The sequence below is a fragment of the Streptomyces sp. NPDC026515 genome (assembly GCF_055567595.1).
The window spans coordinates 91,333-110,515 of sequence record NZ_JBVHQD010000026.1 but is presented as its reverse complement, the minus strand read 5'-3'; the positions used below and the strand labels follow the sequence as shown (position 1 = coordinate 110,515).

Genomic DNA, 19,183 nt, shown 5'->3' with positions numbered 1-19,183 from the left:
CCTCGCGCAGCGCTGTCGTTCCCGATCGACCCGGGTCAGGCCTCATGCGGGCCGCCGCCGGCCGAGGGCGGTCCGGGCGGCTCCTGGAGCACGCTCCACGCGACGGGGCCGAGCAGGTCGGCCAGTTGCCGGAAGACATCCAGGAACAGGTCGTCGATCGTCAGCACCCCCACCAGGCTGCCCCCGTCGAGGACCGGCAACCGGCGCACGCCCGTGCGGCCGAAGGTGCGGTACGCGGCCCGCAGATCGTCATCCGCGTCGACGGTGACGACCTCGGGCGACATCACCGCGTCCACGGTCGAGTCCGGTGCCAGGCCGCCACCGAGGCCGCGCAGCGCGAGGTCGCGGTCGGTCACGATGCCGCACAGCTGCCCGTCCTTCACGACGAGGACGGAGCCCACGCCGCGTTCGGTCATCCACTCGGTCACCTCCTTCAGGGAGACACCTGGGTCCACGTGCACGGGAGGCGCGATCATCGCCTCGGACACCTTCATGCGGATGCTCCTCGTCTGTCGTCCGGTCGTGGTGCGGGGGTTCGGGCGGGACGCGCCGGCCTCACACGATGTCGAGCACCTCGTCCAGTGGCCGCCGAGGGCTCGGCCGCCCTTCGGGGCCGTGGCCGAGCCGGAGCACCATCTGCACGTGACCCATGGCGGAGAGGGGGTCGCGGGCCGCCCACCGGAGGTCCGGCCATTCGAGCGGCTGGGAGGTCACCGACGCGACCAGTCCGTCGGCGGTGGCCCGTAGCAGAACCCGTTCCAGCGCCTGCCCGGCGCGCAGCCAGTCCGCCGGGCCGTCGCGGGCCGTGCCGAGCAGGGCGATGTTCGGTTTCTTCTCGAACGACGCCCGCGGACGGTCCGGCATCGGGCGTCCGGCGGCGAAGTCGCGCACGGGGGCGTCGCCGCCACGGCGTGCCGGGCCGAACGCCTCGGCGGGGATGCCGTCGGACGGCACGGTCGTGCCCGACGGTTCCGCGTGTGCCCACCGCGCGGTCTCACCGCGCACTCCCGCGTCCATGGCCTCCCACTCCTCGGCGTCCCGCACCAGCTCCAGGATCGACCGCACATGCCAGCCCCCCGGGAACACCAACTGCGCGCCTTCGGCGTCGGCCGCCTCGCACAGAACCGCGCGTGTCGCCGACGGGATCTCCTCGTCACGGAAGGGGAGGCGGCTGGAGTGACGGCGGCCGACCAGGGGACGCAACCGGGCCAGTGCCGCGTCCGGCGGGCCGCTGCCGCACAGCTGCACCTCGGCGAGCAGGTCCGGACGCTCCGGATCCGGGAGCAGCCTGACGAGCGGAGCAAGCGCCGCCGCGGCGGCGGCCGCGCGGAGGTTGAGCAGTGCGGCTCCGCAGCTCACGTGCAGACCGCGGTGCTCCGGATCGGTGTGCGGCAGGGTGCGCGCCAGGTCGGCGTACAGACGCAGGACACCGGCGTCGCGGAGGTAGCGGAACCTCCACGGCTGTGCGTTGTGCTCCGAGGGCGCGGCGACGGCGTCCGTCACGAGAGTCTCGACGGTGTGGGCGTCGACGGGTTCTGCGGTCATGGTGGCCCTTCCTTCCATCGGCCGCGCGGGATCACGTGGGCTCGGACGGCACGGCGATGACCGGGCACCGCGCGTGGTGCAGCACTCCCTGGCTGACCGAGCCGAGCAGCATGCCGGAGAAACCGCCCCGGCCCCGGGTGCCCACCACCAGACCCAGGGCGTGGGCCGAGGCGTCGGTGAGCACCTGTACGGGGTGTCCGACGACCAGTTCGTGGCGCAGGTCCACCTGCGGGTAGCGGGCGCCGCGACCGGCCGCGATCTCGGAGAGCAGCCGCCGGGCCTCCTGCTGCGGTTCGTACTCGTCGAAGATCCTCAGCGGCCCCGGCTCCCAGACGAAGAGGGCCCGCAGCCCGGCACCACGCAGCGCGGCCTCCTCGAACGCAAGGTCCACGGCTGCCGCGGAGCGCGGGCTGCCGTCGACGCCGACGACGTAGTACGCCGGGTCCTGGGTGAGGTGTTCCGGTTCGGGCACGACGACCACCGGACAGCGGGCGTGAGCCATGACAGGCACGGCGACGGAGGCGGAGCCGAACACCTCGTGGGCGCGGCTCAGATGCCGCGAACCCAGCACGACGGCCGTGGCGCCGCGGCTCTGCTCCCGCAGCACCCACACCGGATCGCCTTCCGCGAGCAGCGGGTCCACCGGGAGCCCCGGATGGTGCACCGCGACGAACTCCGCTGCCTCGTCCAGTACCTGCCGGCCCGCCTTGTGCAGCGCCTCGTTCCACTCCTCCCAGGAGGGCGGTGTGCGCCTCCTGCCGTCGCCGAGGGTCGGCATGCCCTCGGCGAGGACCGGGCGCAGCGGCAAGCGGCGCCGGGCGGCCTCGTCCGCCGCCCATGCCAGAGCCATCCGGTGAGCCGGGTCCGGATCCACGCCCACCACGATCGGTCGGGGATCACCGGGCCTGGTCATCACGGCCTCCGCCCTCCGGGCCGCCGGATGCGGGGGCCGGGGACGTCAGGTGCCTGACGCGGGAGTCGGGTCCCGGGAAGTACACGGTCACCCGTCCGCTGTCGGACCAGCGCACGTCGTAGGGCGGGCTGCCGTCGGGATGGTGGAGCCCGACGACCTCGCCGTCCCGTGCGACGACTCCGGCCCTGGTACCGCGTACCACGATCTCGTCGCCGACGCGGGCGCGCATCGGGAAGCCGGTCACCTCGTGGCCGGTGTCCGCCGGGGTCCGGTCGGTCTGTTTCGCTGATATCGGAGCGGACATCGCTCTCGCCTCCTCCTTGCGGCGGGCCGGAGAGTGCCGCCGATTCCACTTCCATTGCAGGCGGCGGTGCGGTCCGCGTGCCAGGGGCCATTGGTCCCTGTGCCGGGTCCGACGATCCCCGCGGGGTCGGTCAGGCGCCTGCGCCGCGCCTCACGACCTGGGCGGATCTCCCTTCCAGGTCAGGTCGCATTCGACATCCACCACGCCCTCGACGGCTCGTACCAGCCGAGCGGCCACGGGCGCCAGGGACATGTCGCTGACCCTGCCGCTGAGCCTGGTCACCCCGTCGTGCACCGCCACGCCCACGTCCGACTCACGCGGCGGGAAGAGGAGCGGGACGATGTCACGTCGAACCTCGTCGGCTATGTCGTCGTCCTCGCGCAGGAAGACCTTGAGCAGGTCACCGCGGCTGACCACACCTTTCAGCAGACCGCGCTCGTCCACCACGGGCAGTCGTTTGACCTTGTTCCGGGCCATGAGGCGCGCGGCTTCGGCCAGGGTGGCGCGCGGCCGGACCGTGATCGCGGGCGAGGACATCAGATCGCCCGCGGTCACCGCGCCGGCCTTGACCACCTCGGCGGGCGGCAACAGCGCATAGCCCTTCTCCGGACTGTCCCGCAGTTCCTCCGTGGGCAGCAGATCGGCCTCGGAGACGACGCCGACGACCCGGCCCGGGCCCGCCAGCACCGGAAGGGCGCTGACCTCCCGGTCGTGCATCAGGCCGACCACGTCCTTGAACGAGGCCCAGCGGCCCACGGCGGCGACCGAGCGGGTCATGATGTCGCCGACGAGATGAGAAGTCCCGTACATGATGACTCCGTAGGGTCCGGGACAAAAAGTGACTTTTTCCAGGATGCGTCGGCGGCCGGCGCCGAGGCAGGGGCCCCTCGGCTCCCGGCGGAGCCGATCGGCCCCCTCGCCGCCAGGCCGCCATGTCTCCCGCCGAGTCGCCGGTTCTGCTTCGACGGCAGGCGTGGCGGCCGGCCGCCACGCGGCGCAGGGCGTGGGCCGGTCGGTCCCGCAGGGGGACGGGTGGCCCTTACCGTCCCGGGAGCGTGCCGTCACGCTGGAAGGGAACGCGCCCCGGAGGTGGAGATCATGTACCGAACCGTCACCGTAGGTCTCGACGGATCGCCCGAGAGCCGGGCCGCCGCCGAGTGGGCGGCGCGCGAAGCCCGGCTGCGCGGCCTGCCACTGCGGATCGTGCACGTGGCGGAGCGTGCCCCCGTGCCCGTGGCGCAGGCTCCGCTGGTGGGCCCCGAGACCAGCCAGCACTGGATCAGGCCGGTGCCGCGCGAAGCCGCGGAGGGCCTTCGTCAGCGGCACCCGGGTCTCGACGTACTCACCGAGGAGCTGACGGGACCTGTGCCCGAAGCCCTCTGCGCGGCGGCGGACTCCGCCGAACTGCTCGCGCTGGGCTCGCGGGGGTTCGGCGGGGTCGGAGGGTTCGTGGTCGGCTCGGTCAGCCTGGCCGTCGTGGCCCGCGCGGAACGGCCCGTGGTGCTGGTGCGTGACGGCGAGCAGGCCGCGGACGAGCACCGGATGGATCCGGCGGGCGTGCCGTCCGCCGCCACACCGTTCCGGCCGGTGGTGCTCGGCCTCGATGTCGATCACCCGGACGATACGCTGCTGGAATTCGCCTTCGACGCCGCGGTGCGCCGGGAGACACCCCTTCGGGTGGTGTCCGCCCGGCCGGAGACGACCGCGTCCTACTACCGCTTCCCCGGCGACGCGGAACTCAAGGACGACCTCGAACGGAGCCACCGGACCGCTCTGGCCGAGGCACTGCGCCCTTGGCGCCAGAAGTTCCCGGGCGTCGACGTCATCGAGGCCAGCCGCTGCGGCAGCGCCGCGCAGGTCGTCGTCGGCGCGGCCCGCGACGCGTCCCTGGCGGTCGTCGGCCGGCGCAGCCGTACCGGTTTCCTCGGGGCGCACATCGGTCATGTCACCCATGCCGCCCTGCATCACATAGCCGCACCCGTCGCCGTCGTGGCCCACGATTGATCCGGCGGCCCGGACCCCGGTGGCCGGCAGGGCATCGTTTCCGGAGTACATGAACGGGTTGTCACGGCTCCCCGCCGGGTGAACGCTCGTCACGGCTCCCCGTCAGGCGTCCGCCGCGGTGAGCCGGCAGTCCACGCCCACCACGCCTTCGACACCTCGGACCATGCGCACCGCGAGCGGGATCCGGGAGCCGTCGATGACCCGTCCGGTCAGGGTGGCGATGCCCTCGGAGACCATGATGTGCACCGGCTCGACCGGTGCCGGGAAGAGGGGGTCGACGACCTCGCGCCGGATCTCGTCGGCGAGGTCCATGTCGGAGCGGAGGAACACCTTGAGCAGGTCCCCGCGGCTGACGACCCCTTCCAGCACGCCCTCGGCGTTCACGACAGGCAGCCGTTTCACATGCCGTGTCGCCATGATCCGGGCGGCTTCCGGCAGCTTGGCGTCGGCATGGACGGTCACGGCAGGGGTACTCATCAGCTCCTCCGCCCGCACCGCCCCGGCCTTGGCCAGGCCGGACAGCCGGCGCAGCTGGGTGAACCGGTCCGGATCGCTGTCCCGGAACTCCTCCTTGGGCAGCAGATCGGCCTCGGAGACGACCCCGACCACCCGCCCGTCGCCCTCCAGCACGGGCAGGGCGCTGATCCTCCCGCCGTCCATGCGCCCCACGATGTCCTTGAACAGGGCCTCACGGCCCACCGCGACGACGGCACGCGTCATCACGTCGCCAACCTGAGTCGGGCTGCCGGTCATGGTGTTCTCCTCACGGATGCGGGGGGCCGGGGCCCGAGGAAGACTCCCACGGGTCCTGCTACCAGCGTGGACGTGTTCGCGCTCCCGCACTACCGGTCGGTCGGCACCGGGCGGGGCACGGCTCACGACGGCACGACGGCCACGGCGCACGTGGCGCGCCGCAGCAGGTCCCGGACGGCCTCCTTCCAGACGGTGGCTGCGGAGCCGCGCGGGACCACGACCAGTGCGGCGCGTTCGGAGCAGCGCAGCAGCGCCTCCGCGGGGCGGAGCAGCCGGACATCCTTCAGCACCCGCACGTCGGGGAACTTCTCGCGCCACGGGCGCAGGGCGTCGCCCAGCAGCTGGACCTCGTGGTCCTCCCAGGTGGCGCGGTCCCGCTCCGATATGCCGAAGGGCCGCTCGACGGCGCCCGCGGGCAGCGCCCAGGCATGCACGGCATGCAGGCGCACGCCCCGGATCCGGGCGCTCTCGAAGGCGAAGCAGAGGGCCGCGTCGCAGGGATCACGGGGGTCGACGACGACAGTGACTCCCGGCCGGTGGCGGGAGGTGGCGAGAAGGCCGGGGACGAGTACGACAGGCCCGCGCGCGGTGCCCACGGGCGTGGCCGACAGGCAGCCGGGCGCAGGCAGCGGGACGTCGTCGTCCTCGCCCACGCCGCAGACGATCACCGAAGCCCCGGCGAGTTCGTGCAACGGGGTGTTACGCACATCCAGCGCCGCGCCCCGCAGCCGTGCCTCGCGTGCTGCCCACTCGAGCGCGGCCCGACCGGGCGCCGACGTGCCGCTGCGGACAAGGATCACGGGTTCCATCGCCGTTCGCCTTCCGGGTGGGGCGGGTTCGAGCAGCCGTGGTTTCATCCGGTCTTGTGACCCCAGCGGGGTCCGACGGTGGTCCACTCGCGGTCCCACAGGCCGAGCCGTCGCTGCTCCAGCCGCCACCGGGCGACCGCTCCGGCCCCGATGACCGCTCCGGCCAGCGCGCAGCCGGCCGCCGTCCCCAGGACCCCTGCCTCCATGGCGGCCGCGCCGGCGCTCGGCGGCTTGGTGGTCGCACGGCCCTGGCGGTCCAACCAGACCACGACGCGGGTACCGGCCTTGGTGCCGGTGTCCACGAGAGTCCGGCCGGTGCGCGTGGAGCCGTCGGGTGCGGTCCAGGCCACGGTGCCCGGCATGCGCTCGTCCTCCGTGCCTAGCCCGTAAGCGGTCTTCGGGACGTCGACGAGGAGCACGGCCCGCACGGGCTGCCGTTCCAGACGCTGCCGCGCGAAGACGTCGTCCGCGGCCCGGGCGGTGAGGAGTCCGGCGACGGTTCCTCCCACCACCACGAGCGCCCATACGGCGAGGACCACCCAGGCCTCGACGACATCGGCACGGCGTCGCAGCGGGTTGCTCCGCCACCGCCACAGCAGCTTCTTCCCGCTCCGGGTCCTGCGCATCGGTCCGCACCTCCTTGGTGGCTCCCTGTCGTGGTGACACTCATGAAGGTGTCAGCCGGCCCGGCGCCGCGACATGGGCCGGCCGGGGACGGCCGTAGGGCTGCTCGGGGCAACTCGACCGGGCGCATGGGCCGTTCAGCCCTCCTCGGGACGGGCTCAGGCGATCGCGGCGGAGGCTGGTCCAGGGGAGCCCGTGGCGGCGAGGGCCTCGGGGAGGCCGGGATACAGCTCGAAGGTGTCGCCCAGGCCCGCGCACCGCAGCAGCCGGGGGAAGCCGCCCCCCGGCGTGACCACACGCAGTCTGCCGACGCGTGAGCGGACCCGGTTGCGGGCCCGGCACAGGAGAGCGAGGCCGGAGCAGTCGATGAACGAGACGGGGCTCAGGTCGAGCACCAGATCGGGCTGCGCACCGGACGTCAGGCGGTCGAGGGCCGCGGAGAGGACCGGAACCGCCAGAAGGTCGAGTTCGCCGCCCAGGGTGACGACGGTCGTGCCGTGGTCGGTACGGGTCGTGTGGTACGTCACGGACCTCGTGTGGTTGTCGGCCATGGACACAGCCAAGTCCGGTCGCCGGGGGGTACGGAAGGGCCGTTCGGCCCCTCGGGCCCGTGCCGGCAGGGCACGAACGGCCCGAGCACAGTACCTCGTGGGAGGCGGCCGTCCGGCAGACGATGAGGGCCGGACGGCCCAAGCGGACCCGCCCGGGACGGGACAGACTGGATGCGCGGGGCAAGACCGGCGATGTCCCGGCGTCCTGGCGGTGCCCGCCGTCGGCGGTCGCCGCCGTGCCCCGCGACGGACCGAGGACGGTGAGCGAAACCATGAAGGCCTTCGTCTTCCACGGCCCCGGGCAGTCCGCCTGGGAAGAGGCCCCCGATCCTGCCCTCAAGGAGCCCACCGACGCTGTCGTGCGCGTGGACGCCGTCACGATCTGCGGGACGGACCTGCACATCCTGAAGGGCGACGTTCCCGAGGTGCAGCCCGGCACGATCCTCGGTCACGAGGCCGTCGGCGAGATCGTCGAGGTCGGCAGTGACGTCCGGACCGTACGGCCGGGAGACCGCGTCCTGGTCTCCTGCATCAGTTCCTGCGGGCGCTGCTCCTACTGCCGGGAAGGGATGTACGGCCAGTGCCGCGGCGGCGGAGGCTGGATCCTCGGCCACCTGATCGACGGGACCCAGGCCGAGTACGTCCGCGTCCCCTTCGCGGACCTGTCCGTCCACGCGCTGCCCACCACGGTCGACGGCAGGGACGCCGTGCTCCTCGCGGACATCTTCCCGACCTCCTACGAGGTGGGCGTGCTGAACGGCCGGGTGCGGCCCGGCGACACCGTCGCCGTGGTCGGCGCGGGCCCCATCGGCCTCGCGGCGATCACCACGGCACGGCTGTTCTCTCCGGAGCGGATCGTCGCCGTCGACCTGGCTCCTGCCCGGCTGGAGGCGGCCAAGCGCCTGGGCGCGGACGCCGTCGTGGACGCCCGGGAGGCCCCGGAGCAACTGATCGCAGACCTCACCGACGGACTCGGCGCAGACGTCGTCATGGAGGCCGTGGGCATACCGGAGACCTTCGAGTTGTGCACGCGCATGGTCCGCCCCGGCGGTCGCGTGGCCAACATCGGTGTGCACGGCAAGCCGGCCACACTGCACCTCGAAGACCTGTGGATCAAGAACGTGACCATCACCACGGGCCTGGTGGACACCCACTCCACCCCCACCCTGCTACGGATGGCCGCCGCCGGCCGGCTGCCCACCGCGCAACTGGTCACCCACACCTTCCCGCTGGACCACATGGAGCAGGCGTACGACGTCTTCGCCCATGCCGGCGACACCGGCGCGCTCAAGGTCGTGCTCGGCGGGGAGCAGCACGAGGTCGCCGTCCGCGGGACCTGACCGATGAGCGGACGTGACCCGTCATGGCCGAACAGGTACGGCCGCACGCGGCGGAAGGACCGGCGCTGGGAGGCGTGGGGCGCCGCGTGGCGGCCCGCCGCAGAGAACTCGGGCTCACCCGCGAGCGGACGGCCGAACGATCCGGTATCGCGGCCGCCCCTGGCCCGATGCAGGGCGTCGCCCGCCTCGCCCGGTGTCGGACGCCCCGGTGTCGACACCGCCTCGAGCCCGGTCGTCCCGCCGGGCGATCACATCGTCGTGGACGGCACGATCGTCTTCAGGACAGCGGACGAAACCACACCGGCCGTGGTCCGGGCCGTCGGGCGGCCTTCGCGGCCGACGGTGGGCGAACGGCGACGGCGGCCCGTGGGCGCGGATCGAGCCCCGCTCGGTGACCGCGCCGCATCACGGTCGCATCCGGGCCGGGCGCCGGACAGCCGCGCACCGACCGGCAGAGCAACCCTGTACCGCCCGGAGCGCCCTCCTGAACGTGGAAGGCGGGGTTCCCGGGTGTCGAGGCGGCCGGGAGCCGGGCCTGGGCGACGCCGGAGCCCACTTGGCGGACGCCTCGCGCAAGGCGTCCCTGGTGGTCCTCGGCCACCGGATCCGTAGGGCCTGCTTCGGCGGCCCTACAACATCGGCCCGGTGGCCGACACCGTCGTACCGCACGACTGACCGCGGACCGAGCGGAGCGACACCGCGGGAAGGGAGTCCGCGCCGATTTCGTCGTCCGGGGAGCCCGAGTTCCCGGGCCGAGGCATCGCCCGTCCTGCCCGGCACGGCCGTGCGGCTCCGTGCCGGATGCCCCCGACTTGACCCGATCCGGATGCCCACGCCGCTCGCCGCGCACTACGGTGGCAGTTGACCGGACCTGCCGGTGTACGAGTCGACGGGATCGGGAGGAGCGCTGTGGAGGGCCCGGAAGTAGCGCGCGTACGGTTGCCGCAGCTCCGGTTGGACGAGCTGCTGGATGAACTGCAGGCCCGGCTGGACGCCGCGCGCGGCACCCGGGACCGGGTGCACAGCCTGCTGGAGGCGGTGCTCTCGGTCGGCCGGGAACTCGATCTGGAGCAGGTCCTGCACAGCATCGTGCAGGCGGCCGCGGTACTGGTCGACGCCGAGTACGCCGCCCTGGGCGTGATCGGCCCGGACGGCCGACGACTGTCGGCCTTCCTCACGGCCGGCGTGACCGAGGAGGAGATCGCCCGGATCGGTCCGCTCCCGGAGGGGCACGGGATCCTTGGCGAGTTGATCCGCGATCCCGAGCCGCTGCGCCTCGCCAAGCTCTCGGAGCATCCTGCGTCGTACGGCTTCCCGCCGAACCACCCGCCGATGAACACCTTCCTCGGCGTTCCCATCCGCGTCCGTGACCAGGTTTTCGGCAACCTCTACCTGACAGAGAAGCGGGGCGGCGGCCAGTTCGACGAGGAGGACGTGTCGGTGACGTCGACGCTGGCCGTGGCGGCCGGGGTGGCGATCGACAACGCCCGCCTGTACGAGGAGTCGCAGCTGCGCGAGCGGTGGCTGCGGGCGACCGCAAAGATCACCAACAGCCTGATGACCGGCAGCGCCGGCGCGGAGGCCCTCGGACTGATCGCGGAGCAGGCCAGGGAGATCACCGGCTCGGCGCTCGCAGCCGTCGCGATACCGATGGAGAACACGGATTCCCTCACCGTGGAGATCGCCGTGGGCATGGACGCGGACGCTCACCGGGGACTGGTGCTCCCGCTCGACAGGACGCTCATGGGACTGGCGTTCGCCCACGACAGCCTGGTGACCAGCGCTGACGTGGTCCACGACGAGCGGGTCTCATCTGAGCCACCGCGCTTCAGCGGACTGGGGCCCGCCGTGGCCAGCCCCATCAGCGGGAGCGAAGCCGGCGTGCGCGGCGTGGTGTTGCTGGCGCGCGAGGATGGCCAGCCGCCGTTCACCGCGAAGGAGACCGAACCCCTGCAGGTCTTCGCCTCCCAGGCCGCCCTGGCGATGGAACTGGCGGAGCGGCGCCGGGACGCCGAGGAGGTCGCGGTGCTCAAGGATCGCGACCGGATCGCCCGGGACCTGCACGACCTGGCGATCCAGCGGCTGTTCGCCACCGGAATGACCCTGCAGAGCGCCGTGCGGTTCATCGAGCACTCGGAGGCGTCCGAGCGGGTGCTGCGTGCCGTGAGTGACCTGGACGAGACCATCAAGATCATCAGAACGACGATCTTCGGGCTGCGGACCCGGGAGGGCGGCCCCGACACCGGGCTGCGGGCCCGCGCCGTGCGGGTGGCCGGCGAGGCGGCCCCGGCTCTCGGGTTCGCGCCGAGCCTGCGGATGGAGGGGCTGATCGACACCGACGTGCCCATAGGGATTGCCGACCACGCGGTCGCCGTCCTCTCCGAGGCCCTGACCAACATCGCCCGTCACGCCCACGCGGACCGGGCGGACATCGTCCTTGCGGCCGACGGGCAGGATCTGTCGCTGAAGATCACGGACAATGGCGTGGGCATCCCGTCCGAGGGACGCCGCAGCGGTCTGCGCAACATGGCGGAGCGGGCCGAGGAACTCGGCGGCCGGCTGGAGTGGGACTGCCCCCCTGCGGCCGAAGGGGGCGGTACGACGCTGGTGTGGCGGGTGCCCGTGGGGGAGCGGTAGCGACAGGCTGGGCCCGCCGCGCGCTCTGACCCGGGAAGGCCGGACCGGGAAGGGGACCGTTCGGCTCATGCACTCCGAGGGCGGATGGCCCATTCTGAGGGTGTCGGACCACGGCAGCCGAACCCTGGAGGTCGCCATGACCGGCACTCCGCACGTCGTGAGCGACGTGATGACCCACCCCGTCCTTGCCCTGCGTCGCGGCGCGGCCTTCAAGGACATCGTGAACGCCCTGCAGCAGTGGAAAGTGAGCGCGGCCCCCGTCCTGGACGACGACGGGCGCGTCGTCGGCGTCGTCTCGGAGGCCGATCTTCTGCGCAGGGAGGAGTCCCGCACCGGGGAACCGGCCGGTTCCGGCCGGTTCCGGCCCCGCTCCGACCTGGCCGAGGCCGCATCGGTCACCGCCGGCCTGCTGATGACCACCCCGGCCGTCACCGTCCGCCCCGAGGCCCCGCTGCCCGAGGCCGCGCGTACGATGGCCCGGCACGGCGTCAAGCGGCTTCCGGTGGTCGACCCGGACGGACTGCTTCGGGGCGTCGTGAGCCGTGCCGACCTGCTGAAGGTGTTCCTGCGGACCGACGAGGACATCGCCGAGGAGATCCGGCACGAGATCCTGCCGCACCTCTTCCCCGACACGGCCGAACCGGTGCTGGTGCAGGTGCGCGACGGCGTCGTCACCCTCAGCGGCCGTGTCCCGGACACCGCGCTGGTCCCGGTGGCTGCCGGATGGGTACGGGGCGTCGACGGCGTGGTCGCCGTCGACTGCGCGCTGGCGGGTCCGCCCCGCCGCCCGGACCTCGACCCCGATCTGCCCGCTGCCGGGTGCGCCGCGCCCGCCGCGCACGCGAGGCCGCACCCGGCCCCGTTCCGTTCTTCGCCGCATCCCTGAACCGGTAGCCGCTCTTCGACGGGGCAGCCGCGCTCGACGAACCAAAGGGCACCCGCCATGCGAAACCCGGCCAAGGCCGGGCCGACGGCCCTCCGCGACCGCGAACCTCGGACCACACTCGCCGGGCGGCGCCCCGCCCTGCCAGGGGTGACCTCCTGAAAGGGCCGACCAAGGGCTTGCCGACCGTCACAGCCCTGCTCCCGGAGGAGGAGACGGGAACCTGGAACATCCCGGTGCGCACCGGCTGACGCCGGGGCAGGGAGCCGATCCCACGGCAGGTGTGCGGGCGGTACCCACCGGCCACCGCACACCGCTGTGACCTGCCGTCGGGGAGCGCGACGCAGGGGTGACGCTGTGTGCGGGGACTCCTCAGGCGGGCTCGCTCCGCGCGGACCCCGGGACCAGGCAGCAGCGGACGTCGACCACGCCTTCGACAGCGCGGGCCAGCCGGTCGGCCACGGCGGCGAGACCGTTGTTCTCGACCCAGCCGGTGAGGGCGACGACGCCTTCGGTGACCTCGACCTGGATGTGGTCGGCGGACAGCGGGAAGAGCCGGTCGACGACCTCGTGCCGTACCTCCTCGGCGAGCGCCTCGTCGTCGCGCAGGAAGACCTTCAGCAGGTCGGAGCGGCTGACAACGCCTTCGAGCAGGCTCTCGTCGTTGACGACGGGCAGCCGCTTGACCTTGCGCTGAGCCATGATGCGCGCCGCCTGGGCGAGCGTGGCGTTCGGGTGCACCGTGACGGCGGGCGTGCTCATCACTTCCCCGGCGCACAACGCGCCGGCCTTCGCCAGGTCGTCGATCCGCTGCCGCTGGGTGAACCGGTCCGGGTCGCTGTCCCGGAACTCCTCCTTCGGGAGCAGATCGGCCTCGGAGACAACGCCGATCACCCGGCCGTCCTCCTCCAGTACGGGCAGGGCGCTGACCTTCCACTTCTCCATCAGGGCGACGACGTCCTTGAACGGCGCGTCGCGGCCGACCGAGGCGACGGTACGGGTCATCACGTCGCCGACAGTGTGCGGTTTGCCGGGCATGGTCTCCTCCTCGGAAGGACGGACGGGGCCGAGGGGCCCTGCTCCCAGGGTGGGGTGCGGGCGGACCCGGCCGCCACGGGCCGCCCGGACCCGGCGAGGGGTCTTTCGGCCTCACATGCGGGCGGCATCGTCCCCATCCCCGCGGGGCCGGAGAAACCGCTCCGCCGCGTTCGCGTGCCGCGGCAGGACAGGACAGGACAGGAAGGACGGCAGCCGTTTTCCGCCGTCCCTGGGTCCTTCCCGCCAGTGGGCAACAGATCCCTGGAACAACGCGTCAAAGGTCGGTCGGCGCTCCCGCAAGGCAGGAGGACGGGCGTCAGAACCATCGTGCGGTGCGCGACGACGGACCGACCCGTCCCGTGCACCCGTCGGCGGGAGCGCCCCGCACCGCTCACGTTTCCCCCGGACACTCGGCGCCCGCGCATCGGCTCCGCCGGGGGATCCGTCCTGCCCTGCGCGCGGGCCGACGGTTCCCGGGCCCCGTGGGGCCCCTGCGGCAGGGACGGTAGGGGCCATGGTCCGGACCGTCCGGCACATGCGTCACGAGGTGCGCCGGAGTTGGCTGGGAGTGAGGGGAACGACCCCGATCAGGGAGGGCGATGACAGTGGGCACGAGCCTCACACCGGAGTTCTGGGAGCACTTCTCCGTCTTCCTGGTGTTGGCGCTGGCGATCACGGCGATTCTCAGCGCGGTGTTCACCACGGTGTTCGACGCGCTGAACGCGCGGCTGCGCAACCGTCGGCGGCACGGACCGGTGCCGCGTGAACCGCACCGGCCGGCGCCGTCCGAGCACCGAACGTCGGTGCAGTGCTGACCACGGGGCCGGCGCCCTTCCTCCAGGAGGCAAGGGCGCCGGCCCCACTGCCGGTTCGGACCGTCAGAGCCCGCGGAGCCAGTCGTCGGCCACCCCGTGGAGCTTCTGCTCGGTCGGCCGCAGGCGCTTGTCGTCGATCCGGTAGGAGAGATGGTCGACGACATCGACGACACCGTCCAGCCGACGCGTCATGCCGAGGGCGACGGGGACCTCACTGCGCCGTTCCAGCCGTCCGGCGAGGGTGACCACGCCGTCCTGGGCCGTGACCTCGACGGCGTGCGGAGCCAGCCAGAGGGTGTTGCCGAGGACCTCCCGCCGGACCTCCCGCACGAGTTCGTCGTCGGAACGCAGGAAGCCCCTGAGCAGGTCACCACGGGTGACGATGCCGACCAGCCGGTCCTCCGCGTCGAGCACGGGCAGGCGTCCGACGTGATGACCGGCCATCAGCCGGGCCGCCTCGACGACCGTGGCATCGGAGCGGACGGTGACGGCGGGCGTCGACATGACACCGGCAGCCGTGGTGGCGTTGATTTTGGCCGCCGCACGCCGGGCTCCTCGGCCCATGACGTGCGTACGGTCGTGCTCGGGACCGCGGGCCTGGTGCAGCATGAGGTCGGTCTCCGAGACCACGCCGACCACCCTGTGGTCCTCGTCGACCACCGGAAGGCCGCTGATGCGGTGCTCCTCCAGGAGCCGCACCAGCTCCTTGAACGGGGTGCCATACCCAGCCGTGACGACGTCGGCGACCATGACGGCGCCGACCTTCGTGGGCTTCATGTCCGGGCCTCCTTCAAGACCATGACCCGCGCCGAGGCGGGCCTCACCGAGAGCCCCCTGCCGGTGGGCCCGGGCCCAGCGTCCGGCGCGCTCCTGCACGCCGACAGGGGCTGACCGGGCACACGAACGGGCCAAGTGGCCCCTGCGCCCCGCCGCCGGCAGATGGCACGGTGACAGTGGAGCCCCCTGCTGCTCGACGTGGCAGTCCGACGAAAGGCGGTGGCGACGATGGCGTCTCCCCTGGTCGTAGGCGTCGACGGATCGGACGGAAGCCTGGTCGCGGTCGACTGGGCGGCGGACGAGGCCGCCCGCAACGAGATTCCGCTTCGGCTGGTGTACGCCTCCCGCTGGGAGCGCTACGAGGTCGGAGTGCCGTCGGACGGCAGGGAACGCCCGTCGGAACGGGTGCTGGGCGAGCACATCGTCGCCTCCGCGGCCGAGCGCGCCGCGCAGCGCTGTCCGGACGTGAAGGTCACCACCGATGTCCTCCCCGACGACGCGGTGTACGGCCTCCTGCGTGAGGGCGACAGCGCACATGCCCTGGTCACCGGGTCGCGCGGCCGGGGGGAGGTGGCCGGGCTGCTGCTCGGGTCGGTCGGCCTGGCCGTCGCGGGCAAGGCACGGTGCCCGGTGATCGTGGTCCGAGGCGACAGGACCGGCCTGGCCGGCGGGCACGAGCGGATCGTGCTGGGCGTGGGGGATCCCTCCACAGCGAGTGAGGCCGTACGGTTCGCCTTCGGCGAGGCCGAGGCTCGCGCGTGCGCCCTGTACGCGGTCCGGGCCTGGCGCTGTCCCCGGCTTGAGCTCGGCGACCGGACGGAGTTCGCGGAGGGGGTCCGTCAGTACGAGGGAGAGGCGTCAGCGCTGCTCGACGCACTGCTCGGTGAAGCCGTGGCCGCTCATCCAGAGGTCAGCGTGCGCAGCGTGACGGTCGAGGGACCGGCCCACCGGATCCTGGTGGACCGCTCCGCCGGTGCCGACCTTGTCGTCATAGGCGCGAGGCGCCGGGACGGACACGTCGGTCTGCAGCTCGGCCGGGTCGCCCACACGCTGCTGCACCACGCGGAGTGCCCGGTGGCGATCGTGCCGCGGACGGCGTGAGCGTTGCCCCGGTCCGGACGGCGGAAGAAGCCCCTCGTACCGGTGCGGGACCGGCGAAGGCGCACGGAGAGGACCAGGGCACCATGCACCTCGGACGCGGCCGCTCCGGAGCGGCCGCGTGCGGGGACTCGATGGAAGATATCCTTGAGGACGAGGACAACAGCCCTGGGTCATCGGCCGGTGCCTGAGTCCAGGGCCGCGAGAGACACCCGCCCCGAGCGCCGTGTGGGGAGGAGATCTTGAAAGGGAACGCTGATCGTCCGGCTGACCGTGATCTGATCCAGCGAATCGAGACCCGGCTCAAGCAACTGGGCCTGACGGAGCAGGAGCTGGCAGGCCAGGTCGGGATGTCACCGCACTACCTGCGGTACCTGATCGAGTCCGGGGCCGATTTCGACCCTGGTGGGTTTCTGCGGGTCGCCACCGCCCTCGGGATGACCTACCGGGAATTGCGCGAAGGCCCGGGCGACGCACCCGCAGGCCGGCGCGGAGCGGCCTCGCACCCGGTGCTCGTGAAACTCACCGCCAAGGAATGCTGGGAGCGACTGGACACGCACGGGGTCGGACGTGTCGCGTTGCCGGCCCATCCAGGGCCCAGGGTGTTCCCGGTCAACTACGTCGTCGACGGCTTGACGGTGGTGTACCGCACGGATGCCCAGGGAGCCGCGGCGGTCGAACCCGGCGGCGAGGCCTCCTTCCAGGCCGATCGCATCGACGAGCAGCGCAGCGTCGGCTGGAGTGTCCTGGTGGTCGGCACCGCGGAACACGTCACGGACCCGGAGACCGTTCGGCACCTCGCGGAACAGTCGGGCGGCGAGCCCTGGGCGGGCGGCGCCAGAGACCTGTTGATCCGCCTCGTGCCGTCGGAGATCAGTGGGCGCCGGATCCACGACCTCTGACCCCGGGCCGGTGCGTCGCGTCCGCGCCGGGCGTCCCGGGTCCGGACGCGCCTGGGGCGGAGGCCGGGGGAGACGCGAGGGCGCCCCGGTCGCAGGCCTCTCACGTGACCGTTGACGACCAGGACCGAATCCCGGGGCCGGTCCTGTCCTCATGGGCCGCCTCGATCATCCTGACGGCCTCCACCATGCCGCCGGCCGGCTTCTGTGCCGTGGGCTCACTCACGAGTGGTCGGGGTGCGTCGACAGCCACTGGCGGTAGGCCGAGACCGCGGTCGGCAAGGTCGGGAACATGAGATCCGGGCCGACCGAGTCCGCGAGGCCGTAGGCCTTCAGACTGTCCAGGAGATCCTGCTTGACCCGGGCGAGGGCGAACACGACTCCGCGCTCGGTCAGTTCGCGGCGCAGTCCGTCAACGGCGTCGAGGGCGGTGATGTCGACTTCGACGTTGGCCTCGGCGTTGAGGACGAACCAGCGGACGGGTTCGGTCTGTGTGGCTACGGCGGCCAGGGCCCGACGGTGGAAGTCCTCGGCGTTGGCGAAGAACAGAGGGGAGTCGTAGCGGTACACGAGCAGTCCGGGGACCGTGCGGGCCATGGGGTAGTCGTCGATGTCGTGCATGCCGGCCATGCCGGGCACCAGACCCTCGACGGCGTCGTGCGGACGAGCCACCCGGGTGAGGAGTTCCGTCACCGACAGGCCGACGGCGACCAGGACGCCGTAGAGGATGTCCAGGACGAGTACGCCCGCCAGGCAGCCCAGCGCCAGCAGGAGTTCGCGGCGGCGGAAGGAGGCCAGGCGGCGGAAGCCGGACAGATCGATCATCCGGATGGCGGCGTAGACCACCAGGGCGCCCAGCAGCGCGGCGGGCGTGCGGGCCAGCAGCGGGCTCAGGAAGAGCAACACAGCCAGTACCAGGGCTCCGGCGACCAGGGAGTATGCCTGACTGCGTGCGCCGGTGGAGTCGGCCAGGGCGGTACGGCTCGCGCTGCTGCTGACCGGGAAACCGTGCAGGGCGCCCGCGCCGAGGTTGGCGGCACCCAGAGCCAGGAACTCCTGGTCGGCATCGAGGCCGGTGCCGTCGTCCGGACTCCGGCCCGCGAAGGCGCGGGCCGTCAGGACGCAGTCGGTGAACGCCACGAGAAGGACGCCGATGGCCGGCAGAGCCAGGCGCGGCAGGGCGCCGAGGTCCGGTGCGGCGAGGTCCGGCAGGCCGGAGGGAACCGTACCGATGACCTGGATGCCGTAACGGTCGTCCAGATCGAGCGTGACCACGGCCACGGTGCCCAGGACCAGTGCGAGAAGCGGTCCAGGGAGCGACCTGAAGCACCGCGCCGCAACGAGCAGACAGGCGAGCGCCGTGACCGAGAACGCCAGGGTGGGCGGCTGGACATCGCCCAGGTGCCGCAAGAAGAACCAGAGTTGGGGGAAGAACCCGGCTTCCGTCGTCCGTACTCCCGTGATCTTGGGCAGCTGGTCCACCGTCATGATGAGAGCCACGCCGGCCAGGTAGCCGATCAGGACCGGGCGGGAGAGGAGATCCGCCAGGAAGCCCAGGCGCACCGCCCGTGCGATCAGGCAGGCCAGGCCGACCGCCGTGGCCAGGGTGGCCGCCAGTACGGCGTAACGGGCGGCGTCACCGGCCGCGAGCGGGCCCACCACCGTGGCCGTCATCAGGGCGGTCGTCGACTCCGGGCCGACCGACAGCAGCCGCGAGGAGCCGAACACGCTGTACACGGCCAGGGCGGGCAGGATCGCCCAGAGCCCGGCGACCGGAGGCAGCCCGGCGACGGCGGCGTACGCCATGACCTGTGGTACCAGGTACCCGGCCACGGTCGCTCCGGCCAGCACGTCTCCCTTCAGCCAGACACGCCGGTAGCCGAACAGCAGGTCGAGTCCGGGCACGAGCCGGCGCCATCCAGGATGTCCCCCTCCGCCGTGGGTCATACGCCGCCTTTCGCCTGCTGGCTCCAGCATCCACCGGAGTGAGCCGGACCGGAACCGCAACGTCGTGCTCATGCCCAACCGGTCATACGCATGGAGCAGTTCAGCCCGACGCGTGCCGACCTCCGGCGGACCCTCCCGGCCGCACGGCCGGAGTGAGGGGCGTCGGGGAGCACGCGCAACCCCCTCCCGGCGCCCGGAGGATCACCGCCACGGCCGAGCACGTGACCCGAGACCCGCGGGTCTGGC

General features: G+C 72.6%; 19 protein-coding genes. 7 read left to right on the top strand and 12 right to left on the bottom strand.

Features of this window, described 5'->3' with window-relative positions:
- Positions 1-35: 35 nt before the first annotated feature.
- The 5 genes from ACZ4O3_RS38300 to ACZ4O3_RS38280 form a co-directional block, all read right to left on the bottom strand.
- A complete protein-coding gene (locus ACZ4O3_RS38300; RefSeq protein ID WP_362730695.1) occupies positions 36-494 on the bottom strand; it encodes a CBS domain-containing protein in 459 nt (152 codons plus the stop codon).
- 61 nt (positions 495-555) lie between these two features.
- Entirely contained in the window at positions 556-1,545 is a 990-nt protein-coding gene (locus ACZ4O3_RS38295; protein ID WP_467726829.1) for an Acg family FMN-binding oxidoreductase, read from the bottom strand.
- Between the two features lie 31 nt (positions 1,546-1,576).
- Positions 1,577-2,458 carry a universal stress protein gene (locus tag ACZ4O3_RS38290; RefSeq protein WP_362730281.1) on the bottom strand — a complete coding sequence of 294 codons (882 nt, stop codon included), beginning with the start codon at positions 2,456-2,458 and terminating at the stop codon, positions 1,577-1,579.
- On the bottom strand, positions 2,442-2,762 hold the full coding sequence (locus ACZ4O3_RS38285) for a DUF1918 domain-containing protein (protein WP_362730278.1): 321 nt from the start codon (positions 2,760-2,762) through the stop codon (positions 2,442-2,444). Before ACZ4O3_RS38285 ends, ACZ4O3_RS38290 begins: the two co-directional genes overlap by 17 nt.
- A 150-nt stretch (positions 2,763-2,912) precedes the next feature.
- A complete protein-coding gene (locus ACZ4O3_RS38280) occupies positions 2,913-3,572 on the bottom strand; it encodes a CBS domain-containing protein (RefSeq protein ID WP_467726827.1) in 660 nt (219 codons plus the stop codon).
- Between the two features lie 288 nt (positions 3,573-3,860).
- Here ACZ4O3_RS38280 and ACZ4O3_RS38275 point away from each other — a divergent pair, with 288 nt between their 5' ends.
- A complete protein-coding gene (locus ACZ4O3_RS38275) occupies positions 3,861-4,766 on the top strand; it encodes a universal stress protein (RefSeq protein ID WP_467726825.1) in 906 nt (301 codons plus the stop codon).
- Positions 4,767-4,868: 102 nt separating this feature from the next.
- On the opposite strand, the gene ACZ4O3_RS38270 is transcribed toward ACZ4O3_RS38275, so the two are convergent.
- The 4 genes from ACZ4O3_RS38270 to ACZ4O3_RS38255 form a co-directional block, all read right to left on the bottom strand.
- Positions 4,869-5,519 carry a CBS domain-containing protein gene (locus ACZ4O3_RS38270; RefSeq protein WP_467726823.1) on the bottom strand — a complete coding sequence of 217 codons (651 nt, stop codon included), beginning with the start codon at positions 5,517-5,519 and terminating at the stop codon, positions 4,869-4,871.
- Positions 5,520-5,641: 122 nt separating this feature from the next.
- Positions 5,642-6,328, bottom strand: a complete 687-nt coding sequence (locus tag ACZ4O3_RS38265) for a universal stress protein (protein ID WP_467726822.1) — start codon at positions 6,326-6,328, stop codon at positions 5,642-5,644.
- A gap of 44 nt (positions 6,329-6,372) precedes the next feature.
- Positions 6,373-6,954, bottom strand: coding sequence for an Rv1733c family protein (locus ACZ4O3_RS38260; RefSeq protein ID WP_467726821.1), 582 nt, complete (start codon positions 6,952-6,954; stop codon positions 6,373-6,375).
- A gap of 156 nt (positions 6,955-7,110) precedes the next feature.
- Positions 7,111-7,503, bottom strand: a complete 393-nt coding sequence (locus ACZ4O3_RS38255; protein WP_467726820.1) for an STAS domain-containing protein — start codon at positions 7,501-7,503, stop codon at positions 7,111-7,113.
- A 272-nt stretch (positions 7,504-7,775) separates the two neighbouring features.
- Between ACZ4O3_RS38255 and ACZ4O3_RS38250 the strand changes: the two genes are divergently transcribed.
- The 3 genes from ACZ4O3_RS38250 to ACZ4O3_RS38240 all read left to right on the top strand — a co-directional run bounded on the left by ACZ4O3_RS38250 (position 7,776) and on the right by ACZ4O3_RS38240 (position 12,366).
- Complete coding sequence (locus ACZ4O3_RS38250; RefSeq protein WP_467726847.1) at positions 7,776-8,843, top strand: zinc-dependent alcohol dehydrogenase family protein; 1,068 nt, start codon at positions 7,776-7,778, stop codon at positions 8,841-8,843.
- Between the two features lie 909 nt (positions 8,844-9,752).
- Positions 9,753-11,480 carry a GAF domain-containing sensor histidine kinase gene (locus ACZ4O3_RS38245; RefSeq protein WP_362731605.1) on the top strand — a complete coding sequence of 576 codons (1,728 nt, stop codon included), beginning with the start codon at positions 9,753-9,755 and terminating at the stop codon, positions 11,478-11,480.
- 136 nt (positions 11,481-11,616) lie between these two features.
- Positions 11,617-12,366, top strand: coding sequence for a CBS domain-containing protein (locus ACZ4O3_RS38240; protein ID WP_467726818.1), 750 nt, complete (start codon positions 11,617-11,619; stop codon positions 12,364-12,366).
- Positions 12,367-12,735: 369 nt separating this feature from the next.
- Here ACZ4O3_RS38240 and ACZ4O3_RS38235 read toward each other — a convergent pair whose 3' ends face one another.
- Positions 12,736-13,401, bottom strand: a complete 666-nt coding sequence (locus tag ACZ4O3_RS38235; RefSeq protein WP_362731890.1) for a CBS domain-containing protein — start codon at positions 13,399-13,401, stop codon at positions 12,736-12,738.
- A 599-nt stretch (positions 13,402-14,000) separates the two neighbouring features.
- Here ACZ4O3_RS38235 and ACZ4O3_RS38230 point away from each other — a divergent pair.
- A complete protein-coding gene (locus tag ACZ4O3_RS38230) occupies positions 14,001-14,216 on the top strand; it encodes a hypothetical protein (protein WP_467726816.1) in 216 nt (71 codons plus the stop codon).
- A gap of 63 nt (positions 14,217-14,279) precedes the next feature.
- Here ACZ4O3_RS38230 and ACZ4O3_RS38225 read toward each other — a convergent pair whose 3' ends face one another.
- Complete coding sequence (locus ACZ4O3_RS38225) at positions 14,280-14,993, bottom strand: CBS domain-containing protein (protein WP_467726814.1); 714 nt, start codon at positions 14,991-14,993, stop codon at positions 14,280-14,282.
- A 228-nt stretch (positions 14,994-15,221) separates the two neighbouring features.
- Between ACZ4O3_RS38225 and ACZ4O3_RS38220 the strand changes: the two genes are divergently transcribed.
- Both ACZ4O3_RS38220 and ACZ4O3_RS38215 read left to right on the top strand, forming a co-directional pair.
- A complete protein-coding gene (locus ACZ4O3_RS38220; RefSeq protein WP_467726845.1) occupies positions 15,222-16,094 on the top strand; it encodes a universal stress protein in 873 nt (290 codons plus the stop codon).
- A gap of 239 nt (positions 16,095-16,333) precedes the next feature.
- Positions 16,334-16,993, top strand: a complete 660-nt coding sequence (locus ACZ4O3_RS38215; RefSeq protein ID WP_362727035.1) for a pyridoxamine 5'-phosphate oxidase family protein — start codon at positions 16,334-16,336, stop codon at positions 16,991-16,993.
- 219 nt (positions 16,994-17,212) lie between these two features.
- Here the strand turns inward: ACZ4O3_RS38215 and ACZ4O3_RS38210 are convergent, their stop codons facing one another.
- Positions 17,213-18,937, bottom strand: a complete 1,725-nt coding sequence (locus tag ACZ4O3_RS38210) for a SulP family inorganic anion transporter (protein WP_467726812.1) — start codon at positions 18,935-18,937, stop codon at positions 17,213-17,215.
- Positions 18,938-19,183: the final 246 nt, after the last annotated feature.